The sequence below is a fragment of the Archangium sp. Cb G35 genome (assembly GCF_001896145.1).
Taxonomy (GTDB): Bacteria; Myxococcota; Myxococcia; order Myxococcales; family Myxococcaceae; genus Archangium; species Archangium violaceum.
The window spans coordinates 201,533-218,790 of sequence record NZ_MPOI01000013.1; the positions used below are offsets into that span (position 1 = coordinate 201,533).

Here is a 17,258-nt window from a genome sequence, read left to right on the forward strand (position 1 = left end):
TTCCTCCGTGGGGCGCCCTTTCACTCGCCCCGGGAAGGCAGGCGGGCATGAGGAAGATCGTCTGGGGCGCGTTGGCGGGCGCGTTGGTGCTCGCGGGTTGCAGGACGGACAGCACCGTGGCGATGCGTAGCGGCTCGGGCGCCGAGGGCCCCGTTGCGTCGAATCCCTATTCGTTCGAGCGCGGCTTGACCATCAAGGGCACCGTGGCCCGCGACTACTCGGACGTGCTCGTCATCAAGGACAAGTGGGGCCAGCCCCGCTACCTGCGCATCAACGACCAGACGCGCTACATCCAGGATGGGAAGCTGATTGGCCGTGAGTACCTGGCCCCCGGTTCCACCGTGCGCGCCTCCTTCGAGGACAACTACCGCGAGATGATTGCCCAGGAGATCACCGTCGTGAACGACGTGGGCACGGCGGACCCTCTCCAGCTCCCGGATCGCACCAGTCCCAACCCGTATTGACACGGTGCGCCGTAAACGCCGTACCCTCCGTCCCGTCACTCGCACATGACGTGACGTGACGGGGAGTAAGGGTTCACTTTCCAAAGCGGGTGTGAAACAGTCCCGCGCAATGGTTGAGTCGTCGCCTCGTCACCCCCCGGACAGACGCGCGAACAGTCGTCATCCACTCGCTACTTCGCTGCTGCTCCTCCCGCTGGCGCTCGCGGGCTGCGCTCACCCGCAGCCGGCTCCCCGGGAGCCCAGCTCGGAGGTGAGCACGGCCGCGCCCGCTCCGGCCGCGCCCGAAACTCCCGCGCCCGCCGCCGCTCCCGCGCCCGCCCCGGTGGCCGCGCCCGAGCCACCCGCGCGCCGTTGGGCCGACGAGGTCCTCTACTTCGTCGTGTTGGATCGCTTCGCCGACGGTGACACCACCAACAACCTCAAGGTGGACAAGAAGGCCCCCGGCGCCTTCCACGGCGGGGACTTCAAGGGCCTGCGCGAGCAGCTCGACGAGCTGTCCTCCCTGGGCATCACGGCGCTGTGGATTACGCCGGTGGTGAAGAACATCGACGGCTTCGTCACCGGCGCCGGCTTCCCGGACTGGGGCTACCACGGCTACTGGGCGGATGACTTCCACCAGCTCGACCCGCGCTTCGGCACCGAGCAGGACTTCAAGGCGCTGGTGGACGCGTGCCACGAGCGGGGCATCCGCGTGCTGCTGGACGTGGTCTACAACCACCCCGGCTACAACTCGCGCTACCTCAAGGCCCCCGAGACGAAGGGCTGGCTGCGCTCGGAGGAGAAGGGCACCTGCGGGCAGGATGACGTGACGAGCTGCGTGTCCGGCCTGCCCGACTTCAAGACGGAGCAGCCCGAGGTGGCGAAGTACCTGCTCGACGCGCAGATGTCGTGGGGCAAGCGCTCGGGCGTGGACGGCTTCCGCCTGGACACGGTGAAGCACGTCGACCATCCCTTCTGGCAGGAGCACCGCCGCCGCACCCGCGAGGAGCTGGGCAAGGACTTCTTCCTGCTCGGCGAGGTGTGGGGCGGGGACCGCGAGTCGTTGGACCCGTGGTTCGTCAACGACGAGATGGATGCCGGCTTCGACTTCGGCTTCCAGGGCAACGCGCTCGCGTGGGCGCTGGGGCGCGGGCGCACCGTGGCCTTCGACGCGTACCTCCGTTCGCGGCACAAGGTGCGCAAGGGCTACCACCTGTCGCACTTCCTGTCCTCGCACGACGTGCCCGGCCTGCTCTTCCAGCTCCAGGGCGACAAGACGCGCTTCCGGCTCGCGGCGGCGTTGCAGCTCACCACCTCCGGCATCCCCGTCATCTACTACGGCGAGGAGGTGGGCCGCCCCGGTGGTGATTGGCCCGCCAACCGCAGTGACATGCCGTGGGGCTCGCGCGCCGTGCAGCCCGGCGCGGGCCTGCCTCGCGACGAGGCCCTGCGCGCCTTCTACCAGAAGCTCATCGCCGTGCGCCGGGCCCACCCCGCGCTCTCGCGTGGCACCCACAAGGGGCTCGCCACCGACGGTGATGTCTACACCTTCCTCCGGCACGACGCGGAGTCGGGTGACGCGGTGGTGGTGGCGGTGAACCGCGGTGCGAAGAAGGCGTCCGTTTCGTTCCCCTGGCCCGAGGCCTGGAGCGGTGCGGACGCGGAAGATCTGCTCGATGGGGGCCGCCTCCCGGCCGCTCCGGCGCTGGACGTCTCCGTCGAGCCACTGTCCGTCCGCATCCTGGGCCGGGCGCGATGAACTGGACGCAATCCCGAGTGGAGAGAGCCTGAGATGGCCGGAGTCGTTTTCAAGAATGTCGCCAAGCGGTACGGAGACGTGTCCGTCATCGAGGGGTTGAACCTCGACATCCGCGACCACGAGTTCATGGTGCTGGTGGGCCCCTCGGGCTGCGGCAAGTCCACCGCGCTGCGGATGATCGCCGGCCTGGAGGAGGTCACCGGCGGCAACCTCTCCATCGGTGAGCGCGTCGTCAACCAGCTGCCGCCCAAGGATCGCGACGTCGCGATGGTCTTCCAGAACTATGCGCTCTACCCGCATATGACCATCCGGGAGAACCTCGAGTTCGGCCTGAAGATTCGCAAGACGCCCAAGCCGGAGATGGACCGGCTGGTGAACGAGGCCGCGGAGATCCTCGGCATCACCCACCTGCTGGAGCGCAAGCCCAAGCAGCTCTCCGGTGGCCAGCGTCAGCGCGTGGCGCTCGGCCGCGCCATCGTGCGCAAGCCGGCGGTGTTCCTCTTCGACGAGCCCCTCTCCAACCTCGACGCCAAGCTGCGCGTGCAGATGCGCTCGGAGATCAAGAAGCTCCAGCAGCGCCTCGGCGTCACCTCGGTCTACGTGACGCACGACCAGATCGAGGCCATGACGATGGGCCACCGCATCGCGGTGATGAAGGACGGCAAGCTGCAGCAGCTCGGCACCCCGCTGGAGGTGTACGAGCGCCCGGCCAACGTCTTCGTGGCCCAGTTCATCGGCTCGCCGCCCATGAGCTTCACCTCCGCCACGCTCTCGGCCAATGGCGAGGTGCTCGAGGGCGACGGCTTCAAGCTGCCCGTTCCCCAGAGTCTGCGCGCGGTGACGGCGGGCAAGGGCGGCCGCAAGCTCAAGGTTGGCATCCGCCCCGACAACATCCTCTCCCCCTCGGCCACTGCTCGCGGTGAAACGGCTTCCCTGGAAGTGAAGGTGGAGCTCGTCGAGCCACTCGGCAACGAGGTCATCGTCCACTCGCGCCTGGCGGAGAACTCGCTGGTCTTCCGGCTCCCGCCCCAGCACACTCCGGAGACCGGCGCGAAGATGGCGGTGGTCATCGAGCTGGAGTCGCTGCACCTCTTCGACGCCGAAACCGAGCAACGTCTGTCCGTCTAGTCCGAGTCCCTACCCCTCAGGAGCTCCCGACATGAAGAACCTGCGACTGATGATCGCGGCCATGGCCTTGTGTACCCTGGGCCTGCTGTCCACGCCCGCCTCCGCCCAGCCCAAGGAGATCGTCCTGTGGCACGGCTACCGCGCCGAGGAGAAGGCCGCGCTGGAGAAGGTGCTCAAGCAGTTCAACGACGCCAACAAGGGCATCGTGGTGAAGCCGCTGGCCGTGCCCTATGACGCCTACGCGGACAAGATTTCCGCCACGGTGCCGCGCGGCAAGGGCCCGGATCTCTTCATCTTCGCCCAGGACCGTCTGGGTGGGTGGATCGAGGCCGGCAACACGGTGGAGCCCATCGACTTCTACCTGGATGACGCCGTCCGCAAGCGCTTCATCCCCACCACCATGGAGGCGATGACCTACCGCGGCACCATCTACGGCCTGCCGCTCAACTACAAGGTCGTCACGCTCATCTACAACAAGAAGCTCGTGCCCACCCCGCCCAAGACGAGCGGCGAGCTGGTGACGATGGCCAAGAAGCTCACCGACAAGAAGGCGGGCCGCTTCGGTCTGGCCTACTCGTACGGCGACTTCTACTACCACTCGGCGCTGATGAACGGCTTCGGCGGCGGCGTGTTCGGCCCGGGCACCACGCCCACGCTCAACTCGCCGCAGAACGTGAAGTCCGTGGAGCTGATGATGAAGTGGGCGGAGAAGGACGGCATCCTGCCCGCCGAGCCCTCCAGCGCGCTCATCACCTCGCTCTTCAACGATGGCAAGGCGGCCATGGTGTTCTCCGGCCCCTGGTTCCTCGGTGAGATCGCCAAGAGCGTGGACTACGGCCTGGCCCCGCTGCCCACCCTGGACGAGGCCGGTGGCAAGCCCATGCGTCCGTGGATGACGGTGGAGGGCGTGTACGTCTCCGCTCCGTCGCAGAACAAGGACGCCGCCTTCGAGGTGGCGAAGTTCCTCACCGACGCCGCCGCCGCCAAGGTGCTCGCGCTGGAGGGCCGCCAGAGCCCCGCCAACCAGACCGTGTACGCGGACCCGAAGATCGCCGGCGACGCGCAGCTCAAGGCGTTCCGCGACCAGGTGGAGGTGGCGGTGCCCATGCCCAACGTGCCGGAGATGACGATGGTCTGGTCGCCGGCCACCTCGGCGATGAACGGCATCCTCAAGAAGGCTTCCACCCCCAAGGCCGCGCTGGACGTGGCCCAGAAGGCCGTGGCCAAGGACGTGGCCGGGCTGCGCAAGAAGTGAGGTACTGAGTGAGCACGACGGCCCCACAGCGTTCCGGCGGTGAGTCCGCCGCCCCCGCGTCCTCCGGGCGCGGTGCCACCGATGCCCTTCACGACGCGGGCACTCCCCCTGGGGGCTCCCAGGGCCATGCACCGCGCCGCATGCGGGTGCTCGTGGGGCTGTCCCTCGCCCTCGGCCTGTCCCTCGTGCTCGCCCAGGGTCTGCTGGCCAAGGCCCTGGAGACCGTCGCCACCGAGCGCGCGGACCGCCAGGCCTTCGTGTCCCTGCGTGCGCTGGAGGATCTCGTCCAGCGCGCGGGGGGCAAGGGTGATTCCGTTCGCGCCGTGGTGTCCGCCTGGCAGCAGCAGCTCCCGGCGGGCAGCGCGGTGCGTGTCATCGCCTTCTCGGGCATCCAGCTCGAGGCCTCCACCTTCCCCGAGGACAAGGACGACCGCGCGGCGCCGCGCCGGCTGTCGCGCGAGGAGAAGCCCCTCTACGACCGTGGCCAGCGGCTGCGCGCCGCGGTGGAGACCAACCGCGAGGAGGGCACCGCGCGCAAGCTGGAGGTCGAGGCCGAGGCGCTGCCCAACGGCGGGCGTCTGCTGAGCGCCCCTGTGACGGTGGATGGCTCGGTGGTGGGCATGGTGGAGCTGGCCACGCCCCCGCTGAAGGCACCGCTCGTCCCCAGCAAGGGCGCGCTGGCGATGTGGCTGCTGCTGCCGCTGGCGCTGTGCGCGGCCGCTTCCTTCGTGGTGCGCAAGCAGGGCCTGCTCGTCATCGCCTCGGTGGTGGCGCTCGTGGCCGGCGTGGGCGGCTATGCCTCGTATTCGATGGGCATGCTGGACGCCCAGGTGCGTGAGACGCAGACGCTCGTGGCCGGGCAGCTGCGCGCCATGTCCGAGCGCGCCCAGGCGGTGATGGCCGAGCAGCAGCTCGCCGCCGAGCCGGCGCTCCAGCCCGGCAACTGGGACGCGGATCCGTTCCGCCGTCCGCTCGGGCTCGTGACGCCCGCGGGCGCGGTGAACGAGGCGGCGGTGGCGGCGCGTGTGACCGAGCTGCGCTCGGGCGCGGGCCGGGCCCTGGGTGGCCTGGGCGCGCTGGCGCTCGCCGTGCTGCTCTTCATCGGCATGGGCGGCCTGGCCCGTACGGTGGAGACGGTGGTGGAGAACCGCACCGCGTACGCCTACATCGCCCCGGCGATGGTGGGCATGGTGGTGCTCGTCTTCTTCCCGTTCTTCTACGGCATCACCCTGTCCTTCACCGACTCCAACCTCTACAACACGGGGCAGTCGATCACCGACATCTGGGTGGGCCTGCGCAACTACGTGGAGATTCTCGGCGACTTCAGCATCGCCAAGAGGGCGCAGGACGGCTCCATCGTCTTCAACTACCTCAACTTCTATTACACGCTCTTCTTCACCGTGGTGTGGACGGTCACCAACGTCACCATCGGCGTGACGGTGGGCCTGGTGCTCGCCCTCATCCTCAACGTGCAGGGGCTGGCGCTGCGCCCGGTGTACCGCGTGCTGCTCATCCTGCCGTGGGCCATGCCCAACTACATCACCGCCCTCATCTGGAAGGGCATGTTCCACCAGCAGTTCGGCGTGGTGAACCATGTCATCCGCATGTTCGGCGGCCAGGGGCTCGCCTGGTACGACACCCCCGTCAGCTCCTTCCTCACGGTACTCGCCACCAACGGCTGGTTGAGCTTCCCCTTCATGATGGTGGTGTCGCTCGGCGCGCTCACGTCCATTCCCACCGAGCTCTATGAGGCCGCCCGCGTGGACGGCGCCTCGCGCTGGCAGCAGTTCACCGCCATCACCCTGCCCGCGCTCAAGCCCGCGCTCGTCCCGGCCATCATCCTGTCGGTGGTGTGGACCTTCAACCAGTTCAACGTCATCTTCCTGGTGACGGAGGGCGAGCCGAGCAACTCGACGGAAATCCTCGTCACCCAGGCGTACAAGTACGCCTTCCAGCGCTACCGCTACGGCTACGCGGCGGCGTACTCCACCGTCATCTTCGGCATCCTGCTGCTCTACAGCGTGGTGCAGAACCGCGTGTCCCGCGCCACGGAGGCCGCCTGATGTTCTCGCGCCGCGAAGGGGTTCCCCACTGGCCGCTGCACGTGCTGCTGGTGCTCTTCACCCTCTTCACCCTCTACCCCATCCTCTGGGTCATCACGATCGCCCTCTCGGGCAAGCAGAGCCTGGCCATCACCACGCTCCCCGAGGCTCCGTCGATGATGGACCGCGTCCGGGCCGTCACGCCGTGGCCGGAGACGCTGTCCTTCTCCAACTTCACCTCGGTGATGACGGATCAGCCCTTCGCCCAGTGGATGCTCAACAGCGCCATCATCGCGCTGGGCACCACGGTGGTGGGTGTCTTCCTGGCCTGCACCGCCGCCTACGCCTTCAGCCGCTTCAAGTTCGCCGGCCAGCGCGCCGGTATGATGGCCTTCCTCGTGTCCCAGATGTTCCCGGGCACGCTGATGCTCATCCCCCTCTACATCATCCTCGTGCAGTGGCTGGGCCTGGGCAGCTCGCGCTTCGGCCTCATCATCGTCTACGCCACCACCTCCATCCCCTTCAGCGTGTGGATGCTCAAGGGCTACTTCGACACCATTCCCAAGGAGCTGGAGGAGGCGGCCGTCATGGAGGGCGCCTCGGCGGGGAAGATCTTCTGGACCATCATCCTGCCGCTGGCCAAGCCCGCGGTGGCCGTCACCGCGCTTTTCTCCTTCATGACGGCGTGGAACGAGTTCATCCTCGCCGCCACCTTCATGGACCAGGAGACCATGTACACGGCGCCGGTGGGCCTGCGCTTCTTCGTGGGCGGCTTCTCGCAGCAGTGGGGCTACTTCGCCGCCGGCTCCATCATCGTGTCCATCCCGGTGGTGGTCCTCTTCCTCTTCCTCCAGAAGTACCTCGTCTCCGGCCTCACGGCCGGCAGCGTCAAGGGTTAGTCCGCAGTCCCTCAGCGCAGTTCCCTCAACCCGGAGAAATTGCAATGAAGACCTCGCGTCTCGCAGTGCTCTCGCTGGCCGCCGCCCTCCTGGGCGCCCCCGCCCTCGCCGCGGACAAGGTGTCCTTCAAGGACCCCACCGGTGACGACAACGGCCCCGGCACCTACAAGTACCCGACCGACGTCGTGTACAAGCGCGGCTCGTTCGACCTGACGGACTTCACCTTCGAGAAGAAGGGCAACAAGGCCGACGTCACCCTGGGCTTCAACACCACGCTCGAGGACCCCTGGAAGATGGGGAGCGGCTTCTCCGTGCAGATGGCCTTCATCTTCATCGACACGGACGGCAAGGAGGGCTCCGGCTCCACCGACGCTCCCCCGGGCCTCAACGTGAAGTTCGCCCCCAACAACGGCTGGGAGAAGGTCATCGTCATCTCCCCGCAGAACTCCGGCCGCGTGAAGGCCGAGGTGGGCAACAAGGCCGGCGCCTTCAAGGACAACATCATCGTCCCCACCCGCACCAAGGGCTCGGGCCGGAAGATCAACGCCACCGTGGACCTGGCGGGCCTGGAGGGAGATCCCTCGCAGTGGGGCTTCCAGGTGGTGGTGCAGTCCAACGAGGGCTTCCCCTCGGGCGGTGATCTGCTCACCCGCAAGGTGAACGAGTACGAGGGCCAGCACCGCTTCGGCGGCGGCAACGACAACGAGTGTGATCCGCACGCCATCGACGTGCTCGCCGGCCAGGGCAAGGGCGATGCGTCCGAGGTGAAGGCCCAGCACGAGATGCTGAGCTACGAGTGCGCCGAGGATGGCGCGGCGAAGAAGCCGGCCACGCTGACGATGGTGGGTGGCACGGCCAAGGCCGCTCCGGCTCCCGCCCCGGCCCCGGCGCCTGCCCCGGAGCAGAAGTAGTCCTACCCGATTCACGCATTTCCGCCGGATGCTCGAGCGGACGGTGATGAGCCGTCCGCGCCGGCGGCCGGGAAGCCCCCGCTTCCCGGTTCGGCTGCCTAACGGAGGGGAATCATCCATGAAGACGAAGTCCCTGCGGAAGGGCGCATTCGCCCTGACCGCCGCTGCCACCCTGCTGCCCGCTACCGCCTCGCTCGCCCAGGAGGCTCCCAGGCTCCAGATTGGCGGTACCACCTACACCAAGTGGCTGTACGGCAACTCGCGCTCCCAGGGCGCGATGTTCAACTTCACCACCATCCCGGGTGAGGGCGCGGGCGAGAACGGTATTGGCACCGAGCTCGAGCTGCTGCTCAACGCGCGGCTGTCCAGCGCCGTCGAGGTGCGTGGCCGCATCCACAGCCGCTTCAGCCAGAACTTCTGGTCGAACTTCGGTGGTTTCGGCAGGGTCACCACCGACTGTGTCGCCGGCAACTGCGGTGAGTTCGATCCGCGCTCCAATCAGTACATCAAGCTGCGTGGCGTCGCCGTCACCCTGACGCCGGGCTACCTCATCGACTCGGCCACCATTGGCGCCAATGACTTCGGCCAGTTCGACCCGTTCGTCGTCGGCCGCATCCGCTACATCGACCGCGACAACGCCTCTGGCGTGCTCGTGCAGGGCTCGGCGTTCGATCGCAAGCTGACGTACGACGTGGCCGGCATCTCGCTTCCCCGCCTCTGGGCCGGCCCCAACTACAGCACGGGCGCGTTCCACACCACGGACGCCTCCTACGTCTTCCAGGGCAAGTACACCGTCAATGACATGTTCGACGTCGGCGGCATCTTCCAGTACGCCATCGACAACGAGCTCAACGCCGGGGACCTCAACCCGGACAACGGCAGGGATCTCTACCCGCGCTTCCGCAACGGCGTGGGCGGTGTGAAGGCCGGCTTCCACCTGGGCTCCGTGCTGGACGTGCGCGGCGCTTTCTACCGCTCGTACATGCACGCGGAGGAGAGCAACCGCTTCGGGACCAGCCCGGACAACAACCCCGCCTTCGTGCACAGCAGCTTCGGCCTCAACGGCTACTCGCCCACCATGGCGGGCAAGCACGAGGACAACAGCTGGCGGGTGGACGCCACGCTGAATGATCCGCTGGAGATCGGCCTGTCGCTCAACGTGCAGGCGTTCAGCATCGGCGCGGACTACATGGCCATCATGGCCTCCCGCCGCGAGTCGGACGTGCTGCTCACCGAGGGCCACGACGCCACCTTCGCCTTCCCTGGCCCCAACAACGCCAAGTACGGCGTCTTCGCGGGCAACCCCACCGTCATCGGCTACGGCGGTTGGACGAGCGAGGCCCAGCAGCTGGCCACCATCAACGTGGACAACGAGTTCACCGACTTCGACGAGCCCATGGCCGAGACGGCCATCGGCTGGAAGGGCGTGACGTTCAACCCGGTGTACAGCAACGGCGCGTTGGATATCGCCGGTGAGTACTCCTACATCACCTACAACCAGAACTGGCAGGCCTGGGGTAACGACTCCCGCGCCCTGAACGACACCCAGTACCCGGGCGCCGAGCTGGACTCGGGCGTGCTGCACAACTTCCGCAGCGCCTTCCAGCCCTTCCAGGAGAAGCAGACGCACATCCTGGTGGCCAAGGCCCGCTACGTGCTCGACCTGGGCCGCGGCGTCGACGTGTTCGGCAAGGTGAAGTACATCCACGACACCGACAAGCGCCTGAACGACAGCAAGTACCTGCCCTACCAGGATGGGGACTGCCCGGGTGGCGACGTGGCCTGTGCCGGCAACAAGCGCTTCTACGGCACGGACGCCAACGGCAACCAGCTCTCCACCGCGGACTCCCTCTACGGGAACCCGGGGCTCATCACCCGGGATGGTGTGACGGGCTACCAGTGGAAGCCCTTCGACGACATCTCCGATGACGATCGCGTGTTGAACTACACCAGCTTCAACCTCGGCGCCGGCTACCAGCTGACGGACGACCTGTACGCGTCGCTGAGCTACACCAAGTTCCTGGCGGACCTGCAGGACGGCAACACGGCCTTCCAGTCCTACAACCTGCACCAGATGGTGTCGGGCAAGCACGACAAGAACCTGGTGTCCCTGAAGGCCAAGTACATCCTGGCCGGTGTGGAGTTCGGTCTCGAGGGCCAGTACCTGTTCGGCTCCTACACGCCGGACTACGGCACGGGCTTCGTGCCCACGACGGCCGACGAGGCGACCGCCCGGGACTTTGGCGTGGAGGTGGGTTCGCTCGGCTTCCGCAACCGCTTCAACGGGTGGAACCCGCTGGTGACGCGTAACTTCGAGCAGGTGCGTCTCAAGGCGTTCATGAAGGCGCAGTTCTAACCGTTTCCAAGGCAGTCCGAGGGGGGCCCGGTGCGCGGTGACGCCCGCCGGGCCCCTCGCTTTTTTCCCGCTCCGAGGTCCCCGCGTATGGTGCTGCTCCGCCGTCTCTCCCTGCTCCTGTTGCTGGCCGCGTGTGCCAGCGCCTGCCGTGGAACGCGTGGTGACACGCGGCTCTTCTCCCTGGAGGACCCGCGTGGGGATGACCAGGGAGATGGCGAGCTGCGCTACCCGCTGCGCCAGGACCTGGGGCCGGGCTCCATGGATCTGCTGTCCTTCCGCGCGTACGCGGAGAGCGGAGGCACCCGCTTCGAGGCGGCATTCGCCCGTCCCATTCCCGTGCCCGCGCGGCGGACGATGGACGCGGCGGGGACCACGCTGGCGGACATGGCCCGCTTCGGCTTCTACACCTTCAACCTGGACGTCTACGTGGACGAGGACGGACAGGAGGGCTCGGGCCGGACGGACACGCTTCCCGGCCGCTACCTCACGCTGGCGCCGGGCAGTGCGTGGGAGAAGGTCATCCTCCTCACCCCGCGTCCCTACGAGGCGCGTGACGTGCTGCGCGCGCTGTGGCGGCAGGAGGCCCTGGCGGAGCTGCAGCGGCAGCAGGGCGAGGTGAGCGAGTCGACGGCGCGGGCGCTGGAGACGCAGGTGGAGCAGCGCATCGAGCGGAGCGTCTTCTTCCCCACCCGGGTGCGCGTCTCGGGCCCCACGGTGTCCTTCTTCGTCCCGGAGTCCTTCCTCGGTGGCCAGGCGCGGCCCACGTGGGGCTACGCGGTGGCGGTCACCGGAGCCACGTTGGAGCGCCGGGTGGAGCTGCCCGCCTTCCTGGGCGCGGTGACGGCTTCGCCTGCGCGGGGGCTGATGGTGCTCGGCATCGGTCCGGGCACCTCGCACGAGCGCTTTGGCGGAGGGCGACTGGGCAGTACGAACCAGTCGCCGGTGGTGGACCTGCTGGTGCCCGAGGGCGTGCTACAGCAGGAAGTGCTCGGGCTCCAGGCGCGCCCCTGGCCGGCGGTGGTGCCGGCCTCGCCCGGCCTACCGCAGGCGCCAGATGCCGGTGGCACGGCCGGGCAGGGTGACGCTCCAGCCCCCTCCGTTCCGCAGCAGTGAGCCCACGGACGGGTCCGCGAAGAGCACCTCGGAGGAGCCGCCCTCCAGCTCGAAGGGGCCCGCCGTCAGCGGGACATCCGCGAGGTTGTGCACCACGAGCACCCGCTCGTCTCCCACCGTGCGCAGGAAGGCGAGCGTGGGGGCGCGGCCCTGGGTGGGCGTGAGCAGCTTGAGGCCGCCGCGCTCCAGGGCGGGTGAGGCGTGGCGGGCACGGATGAGCTCGCGGTAGCGCGAGAGGAGCGAGCCCGGGGCGTTCACCTGCGCGGCCACATGGGTGTGCTCGGCGCCCGGGGAGAAGGAGAACCAGGGCGTGCCGGTAGTGAAGCCGGCGCCCGCGCTGGCGTCCCAGGCCATGGGGGTGCGCTTGGCCTCGTCGTTGTGGGTGGTGCCGTTGGCCATGCCCAGCTCCTCGCCGTAGTAGAGGAAGGGCGAGCCGGGCAGGGTGAGCAGCAGCGAGGCGGCGGTGGCCAGGCTCCCGGCCTTGCCGCCTAGCGCCGTGGCCACGCGCACCTGGTCGTGGTTGGTGAGGAAGGGCGCGTCCGCCACGCCCGCGGGGTAGTGGCTGCGCATCTCCGCCAGCTTCACGGTGACGTCCGCCGCGTCCCCCGTCCGGGCCGCCTCGAGCAGCTCCTCGGCCAGGGGGAAGTTGAAGTTGAGCGGCAGCTCGTCCCCGCCGGGCACCCGGGCCGTGGAGCCGTAGTAGGTGGCGATGAGAGGCGTGGTGGTCCAGTTCTCTCCCACCAGCACCGCGTCTGGCTTCACGCTCCGCACGTGGGCGGCCAGCTCCTTCCAGAAGGCGTGCGTCTCCGGCGTGTCGGCCTGGCCCGACAGTCCACCGCCGGTTTCGATGAGGTAGCGCGCCGCGTCCAGCCGGAAGCCATCCGCGCCCTTGCCCAGCCAGAAGGTGGCGATGCGTTTGACCTCCTCGCGCACCGCGGGCGTCTTCAGGTTGAGGTCCGGCATGCCGCTCCAGAAGACGCCGTAGTAGTACGCGCCGTTGCGCTCGTACCAGGTGGCGCCCTTGGAGAAGAGATCCCACGGCTGCCTCCAGCCCGGGTCCGTGTCGTTCCACTGGTACCAGTCCCGCTTCGCCGAGGTGCGCGAGGACGCGGACTCCACGAACCACGGGTGCTGCGAGCTGCTGTGGTTGAGGACCAGATCCAGGATGACGCGCATGCCGCGGCGGTGGGCCTCGGCGCACAGCCGCTCGAAGTCCTCCAGGGTGCCGTAGTCCGGGTGGATGCGCTCGTAGTCCACCACGTCGTAGCCGTGGTAGCTGGGCGAGTCGAACACCGGCATCAGCCACAGCGCGTCCACGCCCAGGTCCGTGGTGGTGCCCGGGTCTCCGTCGTTGAGGTAGTCCAGGCGCGAGATGAGGCCGGGCAGATCGCCTTTGCCGTCGCCGTTGGAGTCCTGGAAGCTGCGCACGAAGATTTCGTAGAAGACGGCGTGCCGGTACCACTCGTCGCCCGCGGGCGCGGCGAGCTCCACGGGAGGCCGCGCCTGCGGGGTGCCGGTGGAGGGCGGTTGCGGGGCGCAGGCCAGCAGTGTCAAGGCGGGGAGGAAGCGGAGGGGGCGCGGGAGCGGCATGGCGCCCTGGTTTAGCAGCGCCCCGGTGATCCCGGCCAGCCGCCGCAGGTGAAGGGGCCGGGGCTCTGCTAGGCTTCTCCCGCTCCCACGCGCGGTGACGTCCTCACGCGCGTGTGGCGCTTCCTCAAGACCCGATGGTGCGGACTGGCTCGCCCCCCGACAGGCCGGCCCGTGCCTCCAGGAAAGGTGTGCTGATGCGATTCGCTGTCATTTCCCGGCTCCCGGTATGGGTCCGGCCCCTGTCCCTCGGCCTGCTCGGCCTGCTGTCGTCGAGCACGGTGGCCTCGGCCGCCGAGCCCCCCCGCGTCACGCTCGTGGGCAGCTTCCAGTCCGAGCTCGGCTGCAGCGCCGATGGTGATGCGGCGTGCGCCGTGACGGACCTGACGCACGAGCCCGAGGACGACGTCTTCCAGAAGTCCTTCAACCTGCCCGCGGGTGATTACACGTACCGCGTGGCCATCGACGGCGGCGCGGGCGGCATCTACGGCGCGGGCGCCGCGCTCGACGGGGCGGAGATCTCCCTCAAGCTCACCGAGCCCGCGAGCGTGAAGTTCTACTTCGACGCCAAGAGCCACTGGGCGACGAGCCGTCCGTCCAGCACGCCCAAGGCCGTCATCGCCACCGTGGCGGGCAGTTTCCAGAGCGAGGTGGGGTGCCCCGGTGACTGGGCGCCGTCGTGTCTGCGCTCGATGATGCAGGACCCGGATGGGGATGGCGTCCACGTCTACTCCGCGACGATTCCCGCGGGCGGGTATGCGTTCAAGGTGGCCCTCAACGAGGGCTGGGACACCGCCTACCCTGGAAGCGACGTCGCCTTCAGCGTGCCGGAGGGGGGCTCCCTGGTGACCTTCCAGTTCGACTCGGTGTCCCTCGTTCCGGCCGTCAAGGTGCACAGCGCGCCCTCCGGTGACATCAACCTGGCCCGCGCGCACTGGGTGACGAAGGACACGCTGCTGTGGGATCCGACGGAGCTCCCCGAGGCTCCCCAGCTCAAGCTGCACTACGACGCCACGGGCGCCATGGTGCTGAGCACCACGGGCATCGAGGGCGGGCAGTCCATCGCCCTCGAGGTGGACCCCGCCGGCCCGAGCGCCGAGCTCAAGGCGAAGTTCCCGCACCTCGCCACGCACAAGGTGCTGAGGATTCCCGCGGCGGAGCTGGCGAAGGTGCCCGAGCTGCTCCAGGGCCAGTTGGCCCTCTCGCTGGCGGACAAGGACGGCAAGCTGGTGGACGCCAGCTCGGTGCAGGTGCCGGGTGTGCTGGACGCGCTGTACACCTACAACGGGCCGCTGGGCAGCACGTGGAGCGACGGCGTGCCCACCCTGCGCCTCTGGGCCCCCACCGCGCGCTCCGTGCGGCTGCACGTGTTCGACTCCGCGGACGCGGCCACCGCCAGCCACGTGGCGGACCTGTCGCATGACGCGAACACGGGCGTCTGGAGCATCACCGGCGCGGCGGACTGGAAGGACAAGTTCTACCTCTACGAGGTGGAGGTGTTCGTCCGCTCCGAGAAGAAGGTGGTGAAGAACCTGGTGACGGACCCGTACTCGCTGAGCCTGGCGATCAACAGCACGCGCAGCCAGCTCGTGGACCTGGATGACCCGGCGCTCGCGCCCACGGGCTGGGGCACGCTGAAGAAGCCCCTCCTGAACGCTCCCGAGGACATCGTCCTCTACGAGCTGCACGTGCGTGACTTCAGCATCAACGACAGCACCGTGCCCGCGGAGAAGCGCGGCACCTTCGCCGCCTTCGCCGAGAAGGGCTCCAACGGCATGAAGCACCTGGCGCGGCTGGCCGGCTCCGGCATGACGCACGTGCACCTGCTGCCCGTGTTCGACATCGCCACCATCAACGAGAGCCGCGCGGATCAGCTCGTGCCCGCGGGGGACCTCGTCTCCCTGCCCCCGGACTCCCAGGAGCAGCAGGCCGCGGTGAACGCGGTGCGTGACGCGGACGGCTTCAACTGGGGTTATGACCCGTACCACTACACCGTGCCCGAGGGCAGCTATGCGGTGGATCCCAACGGCGGCGCCCGCATCCTCGAGTTCCGCCAGATGGTGAAGGGCCTGTCCGAGGCCAACCTGCGCGTGGTGATGGACGTGGTCTACAACCACACCAACTCCTCGGGCCAGGACTCGCGCTCGGTGCTGGACCGCATCGTCCCCGGCTACTACCACCGCCTCGGCAAGGACACCGGCAACGTCGAGACGAGCACCTGCTGCCAGAACACGGCCTCCGAGCACGCCATGTTCGAGAAGCTGATGGTGGACTCGCTCGTCACGTGGGCGAAGTACTACAAGGTGGATGGCTTCCGCTTCGACCTCATGGGCCACCACATGAAGTCCAACATGCTGAAGGTCCGCGCGGCCCTCGACGCGCTCACCCTGGAGAAGGACGGGGTGGATGGCTCGAAGATCTACCTGTATGGCGAGGGGTGGGACTTCGGCGAGGTGGTTGGTGGTCAGCGCGGCGTGAACGCGACGCAGCTGAACATGGCGGGCACGGGCATCGGCACGTTCAGCGACCGTCTGCGTGACGCCGTGCGCGGCGGTGGCCCCTTCAGCGGCATTCAGTGGCAGGGCTTCGCCAGCGGCCTCCTCCATGACCCCAACGGTACGGACCAGGAGACCGAGGATCCGCGCGGACGGCTGCTGCACTACGCGGACCAGATTCGCGTGGGCTTGGCCGGCAACCTGCGTGACTTCCAGCACGTCAACAAGGCGGGCGCGACCGTGAAGGGCTCGGAGGTGGACTACAACGGGCAGCCGGCTGGCTACACGATGGATCCGCAGGAGGTCATCACCTACGTCTCGGCGCACGACAACGAGACGCTGTTCGACGCCATCCAGCTGAAGGCGGCTCCGGGGGCGAGCATCGAGGAGCGCGTGCGCATGCACAACCTCGCGCTGGACCTGGTGCTGCTGGCCCAGGGCATTCCCTTCATCCACGCGGGTGACGAGATGCTCCGCTCCAAGTCGCTGGACCGCAACAGCTACAACTCGGGCGACTGGTTCAACAAGCTCGACTTCACCTACGCGTCCAACAACTGGGGCGTGGGCCTGCCGCCGGCCGGTGACAACTCGACTCACTGGCCCACGATGGGCCCGCTGCTCGCCAACCCGGCGCTCAAGCCGTCCCAGGAGCACATCGTCTCGGCGTTGGACCACTTCCACGAGATGCTGCGCATCCGCAAGAGCACCGCGGCCTTCCGCCAGCGCACCGCCGAGGACATCCAGTCCAAGCTGCGCTTCCACAACGAGGGCCCGGACCAGGTTCCCGGCCTCATCGTGATGGAGCTCAACGACGAGCAGGCCGAGGACGGCCGCACCCGCGTGGTGGTGCTCATCAATGCCAGCAACGAGAAGCAGGCGTTCTCCCTGTCCTCGTACAAGGACAAGAAGATGCAGCTGCACCCGGTGCAGAAGGGCTCGCGTGACGCGCGCCTCCAGGAGGCCGGTTTCGAGGCCGCCCAGGGCGTGTTCACCGTGCCGGCCCGGACCACGGCGGTGTTCGTGAACACCCCGGGCAAGGGTGACACGCAGGGCTGCGGCTGCTCGGGTTCGAGCGGCGGTGCCTTCGCCGCCCTGGCGATGCTGCTCGGCGGAGTGCTGCGGTCGCGGCGCCGCCGGGCCCAGGCGTAGCCGTCTTCCGTGAGAGCCCTCTCCGCTTCGGGGGAGGGGGCTCTCCGGGCCACGGTGCCCTGTCGCACCGCGTTGTGCCGGGACCCCCCGGGCGGTCAGGAGGGGGGTTCTGCTATACCGG

General features: G+C 68.4%; 11 protein-coding genes. 10 read left to right on the top strand and 1 reads right to left on the bottom strand.

What is annotated here, in order from left to right:
- The first annotated feature begins 47 nt into the window (after positions 1 to 47).
- The 9 genes from BO221_RS35585 to BO221_RS35625 all read left to right on the top strand — a co-directional run bounded on the left by BO221_RS35585 (position 48) and on the right by BO221_RS35625 (position 11,906).
- Positions 48 to 464 carry a hypothetical protein gene (locus tag BO221_RS35585; RefSeq protein ID WP_073565310.1) on the top strand — a complete coding sequence of 139 codons (417 nt, stop codon included), beginning with the start codon at positions 48 to 50 and terminating at the stop codon, positions 462 to 464.
- 250 nt (positions 465 to 714) lie between these two features.
- Positions 715 to 2,202 carry an alpha-amylase family glycosyl hydrolase gene (locus BO221_RS35590; protein ID WP_073565311.1) on the top strand — a complete coding sequence of 496 codons (1,488 nt, stop codon included), beginning with the start codon at positions 715 to 717 and terminating at the stop codon, positions 2,200 to 2,202.
- Between the two features lie 33 nt (positions 2,203 to 2,235).
- Positions 2,236 to 3,330, top strand: a complete 1,095-nt coding sequence (locus BO221_RS35595; protein ID WP_073565312.1) for an ABC transporter ATP-binding protein — start codon at positions 2,236 to 2,238, stop codon at positions 3,328 to 3,330.
- Positions 3,331 to 3,361: 31 nt separating this feature from the next.
- Positions 3,362 to 4,585 carry an extracellular solute-binding protein gene (locus BO221_RS35600; RefSeq protein ID WP_073565313.1) on the top strand — a complete coding sequence of 408 codons (1,224 nt, stop codon included), beginning with the start codon at positions 3,362 to 3,364 and terminating at the stop codon, positions 4,583 to 4,585.
- A gap of 8 nt (positions 4,586 to 4,593) precedes the next feature.
- Positions 4,594 to 6,648 carry a carbohydrate ABC transporter permease gene (locus BO221_RS53015; RefSeq protein WP_233166399.1) on the top strand — a complete coding sequence of 685 codons (2,055 nt, stop codon included), beginning with the start codon at positions 4,594 to 4,596 and terminating at the stop codon, positions 6,646 to 6,648.
- Positions 6,648 to 7,526 (top strand): sugar ABC transporter permease, encoded by an 879-nt coding sequence (locus BO221_RS35610; protein ID WP_073565314.1) that lies wholly within the window; start codon positions 6,648 to 6,650, stop codon positions 7,524 to 7,526. Before BO221_RS53015 ends, BO221_RS35610 begins: the two co-directional genes overlap by 1 nt.
- Positions 7,527 to 7,570: 44 nt before the next feature.
- Positions 7,571 to 8,437 (top strand): glucodextranase DOMON-like domain-containing protein, encoded by an 867-nt coding sequence (locus BO221_RS35615; RefSeq protein WP_073565315.1) that lies wholly within the window; start codon positions 7,571 to 7,573, stop codon positions 8,435 to 8,437.
- Between the two features lie 118 nt (positions 8,438 to 8,555).
- A complete protein-coding gene (locus BO221_RS35620; protein WP_073565316.1) occupies positions 8,556 to 10,793 on the top strand; it encodes a hypothetical protein in 2,238 nt (745 codons plus the stop codon).
- Between the two features lie 87 nt (positions 10,794 to 10,880).
- Positions 10,881 to 11,906, top strand: a complete 1,026-nt coding sequence (locus BO221_RS35625; RefSeq protein ID WP_073565317.1) for a glucodextranase DOMON-like domain-containing protein — start codon at positions 10,881 to 10,883, stop codon at positions 11,904 to 11,906.
- Here BO221_RS35625 and BO221_RS35630 read toward each other — a convergent pair.
- Entirely contained in the window at positions 11,832 to 13,496 is a 1,665-nt protein-coding gene (locus BO221_RS35630; RefSeq protein ID WP_073565318.1) for an alpha-amylase family glycosyl hydrolase, read from the bottom strand. The genes BO221_RS35625 and BO221_RS35630 overlap by 75 nt on opposite strands.
- A 194-nt stretch (positions 13,497 to 13,690) precedes the next feature.
- Here BO221_RS35630 and pulA point away from each other — a divergent pair, with 194 nt between their 5' ends.
- Positions 13,691 to 17,137, top strand: a complete 3,447-nt coding sequence (pulA, locus tag BO221_RS35635) for a pullulanase-type alpha-1,6-glucosidase (RefSeq protein ID WP_073565319.1) — start codon at positions 13,691 to 13,693, stop codon at positions 17,135 to 17,137.
- Positions 17,138 to 17,258: the final 121 nt, after the last annotated feature.

What these genes read in the sequence shown, in the direction of transcription:
- BO221_RS35585 (WP_073565310.1), top strand. Translation starts at nt 48, where the DNA reads ATGAGGAAGATCGTCTGGGGCGCGTTGGCGGGCGCGTTGGTGCTCGCG.
- BO221_RS35595 (WP_073565312.1), top strand. Translation starts at nt 2,236, where the DNA reads ATGGCCGGAGTCGTTTTCAAGAATGTCGCCAAGCGGTACGGAGACGTG.
- BO221_RS35600 (WP_073565313.1), top strand. Translation starts at nt 3,362, where the DNA reads ATGAAGAACCTGCGACTGATGATCGCGGCCATGGCCTTGTGTACCCTG.
- BO221_RS35610 (WP_073565314.1), top strand. Translation starts at nt 6,648, where the DNA reads ATGTTCTCGCGCCGCGAAGGGGTTCCCCACTGGCCGCTGCACGTGCTG.
- BO221_RS35615 (WP_073565315.1), top strand. Translation starts at nt 7,571, where the DNA reads ATGAAGACCTCGCGTCTCGCAGTGCTCTCGCTGGCCGCCGCCCTCCTG.
- BO221_RS35620 (WP_073565316.1), top strand. Translation starts at nt 8,556, where the DNA reads ATGAAGACGAAGTCCCTGCGGAAGGGCGCATTCGCCCTGACCGCCGCT.
- BO221_RS35625 (WP_073565317.1), top strand. Translation starts at nt 10,881, where the DNA reads ATGGTGCTGCTCCGCCGTCTCTCCCTGCTCCTGTTGCTGGCCGCGTGT.
- BO221_RS35630 (WP_073565318.1), bottom strand. Translation starts at nt 13,496, where the DNA reads ATGCCGCTCCCGCGCCCCCTCCGCTTCCTCCCCGCCTTGACACTGCTG.
- pulA (WP_073565319.1), top strand. Translation starts at nt 13,691, where the DNA reads ATGCGATTCGCTGTCATTTCCCGGCTCCCGGTATGGGTCCGGCCCCTG.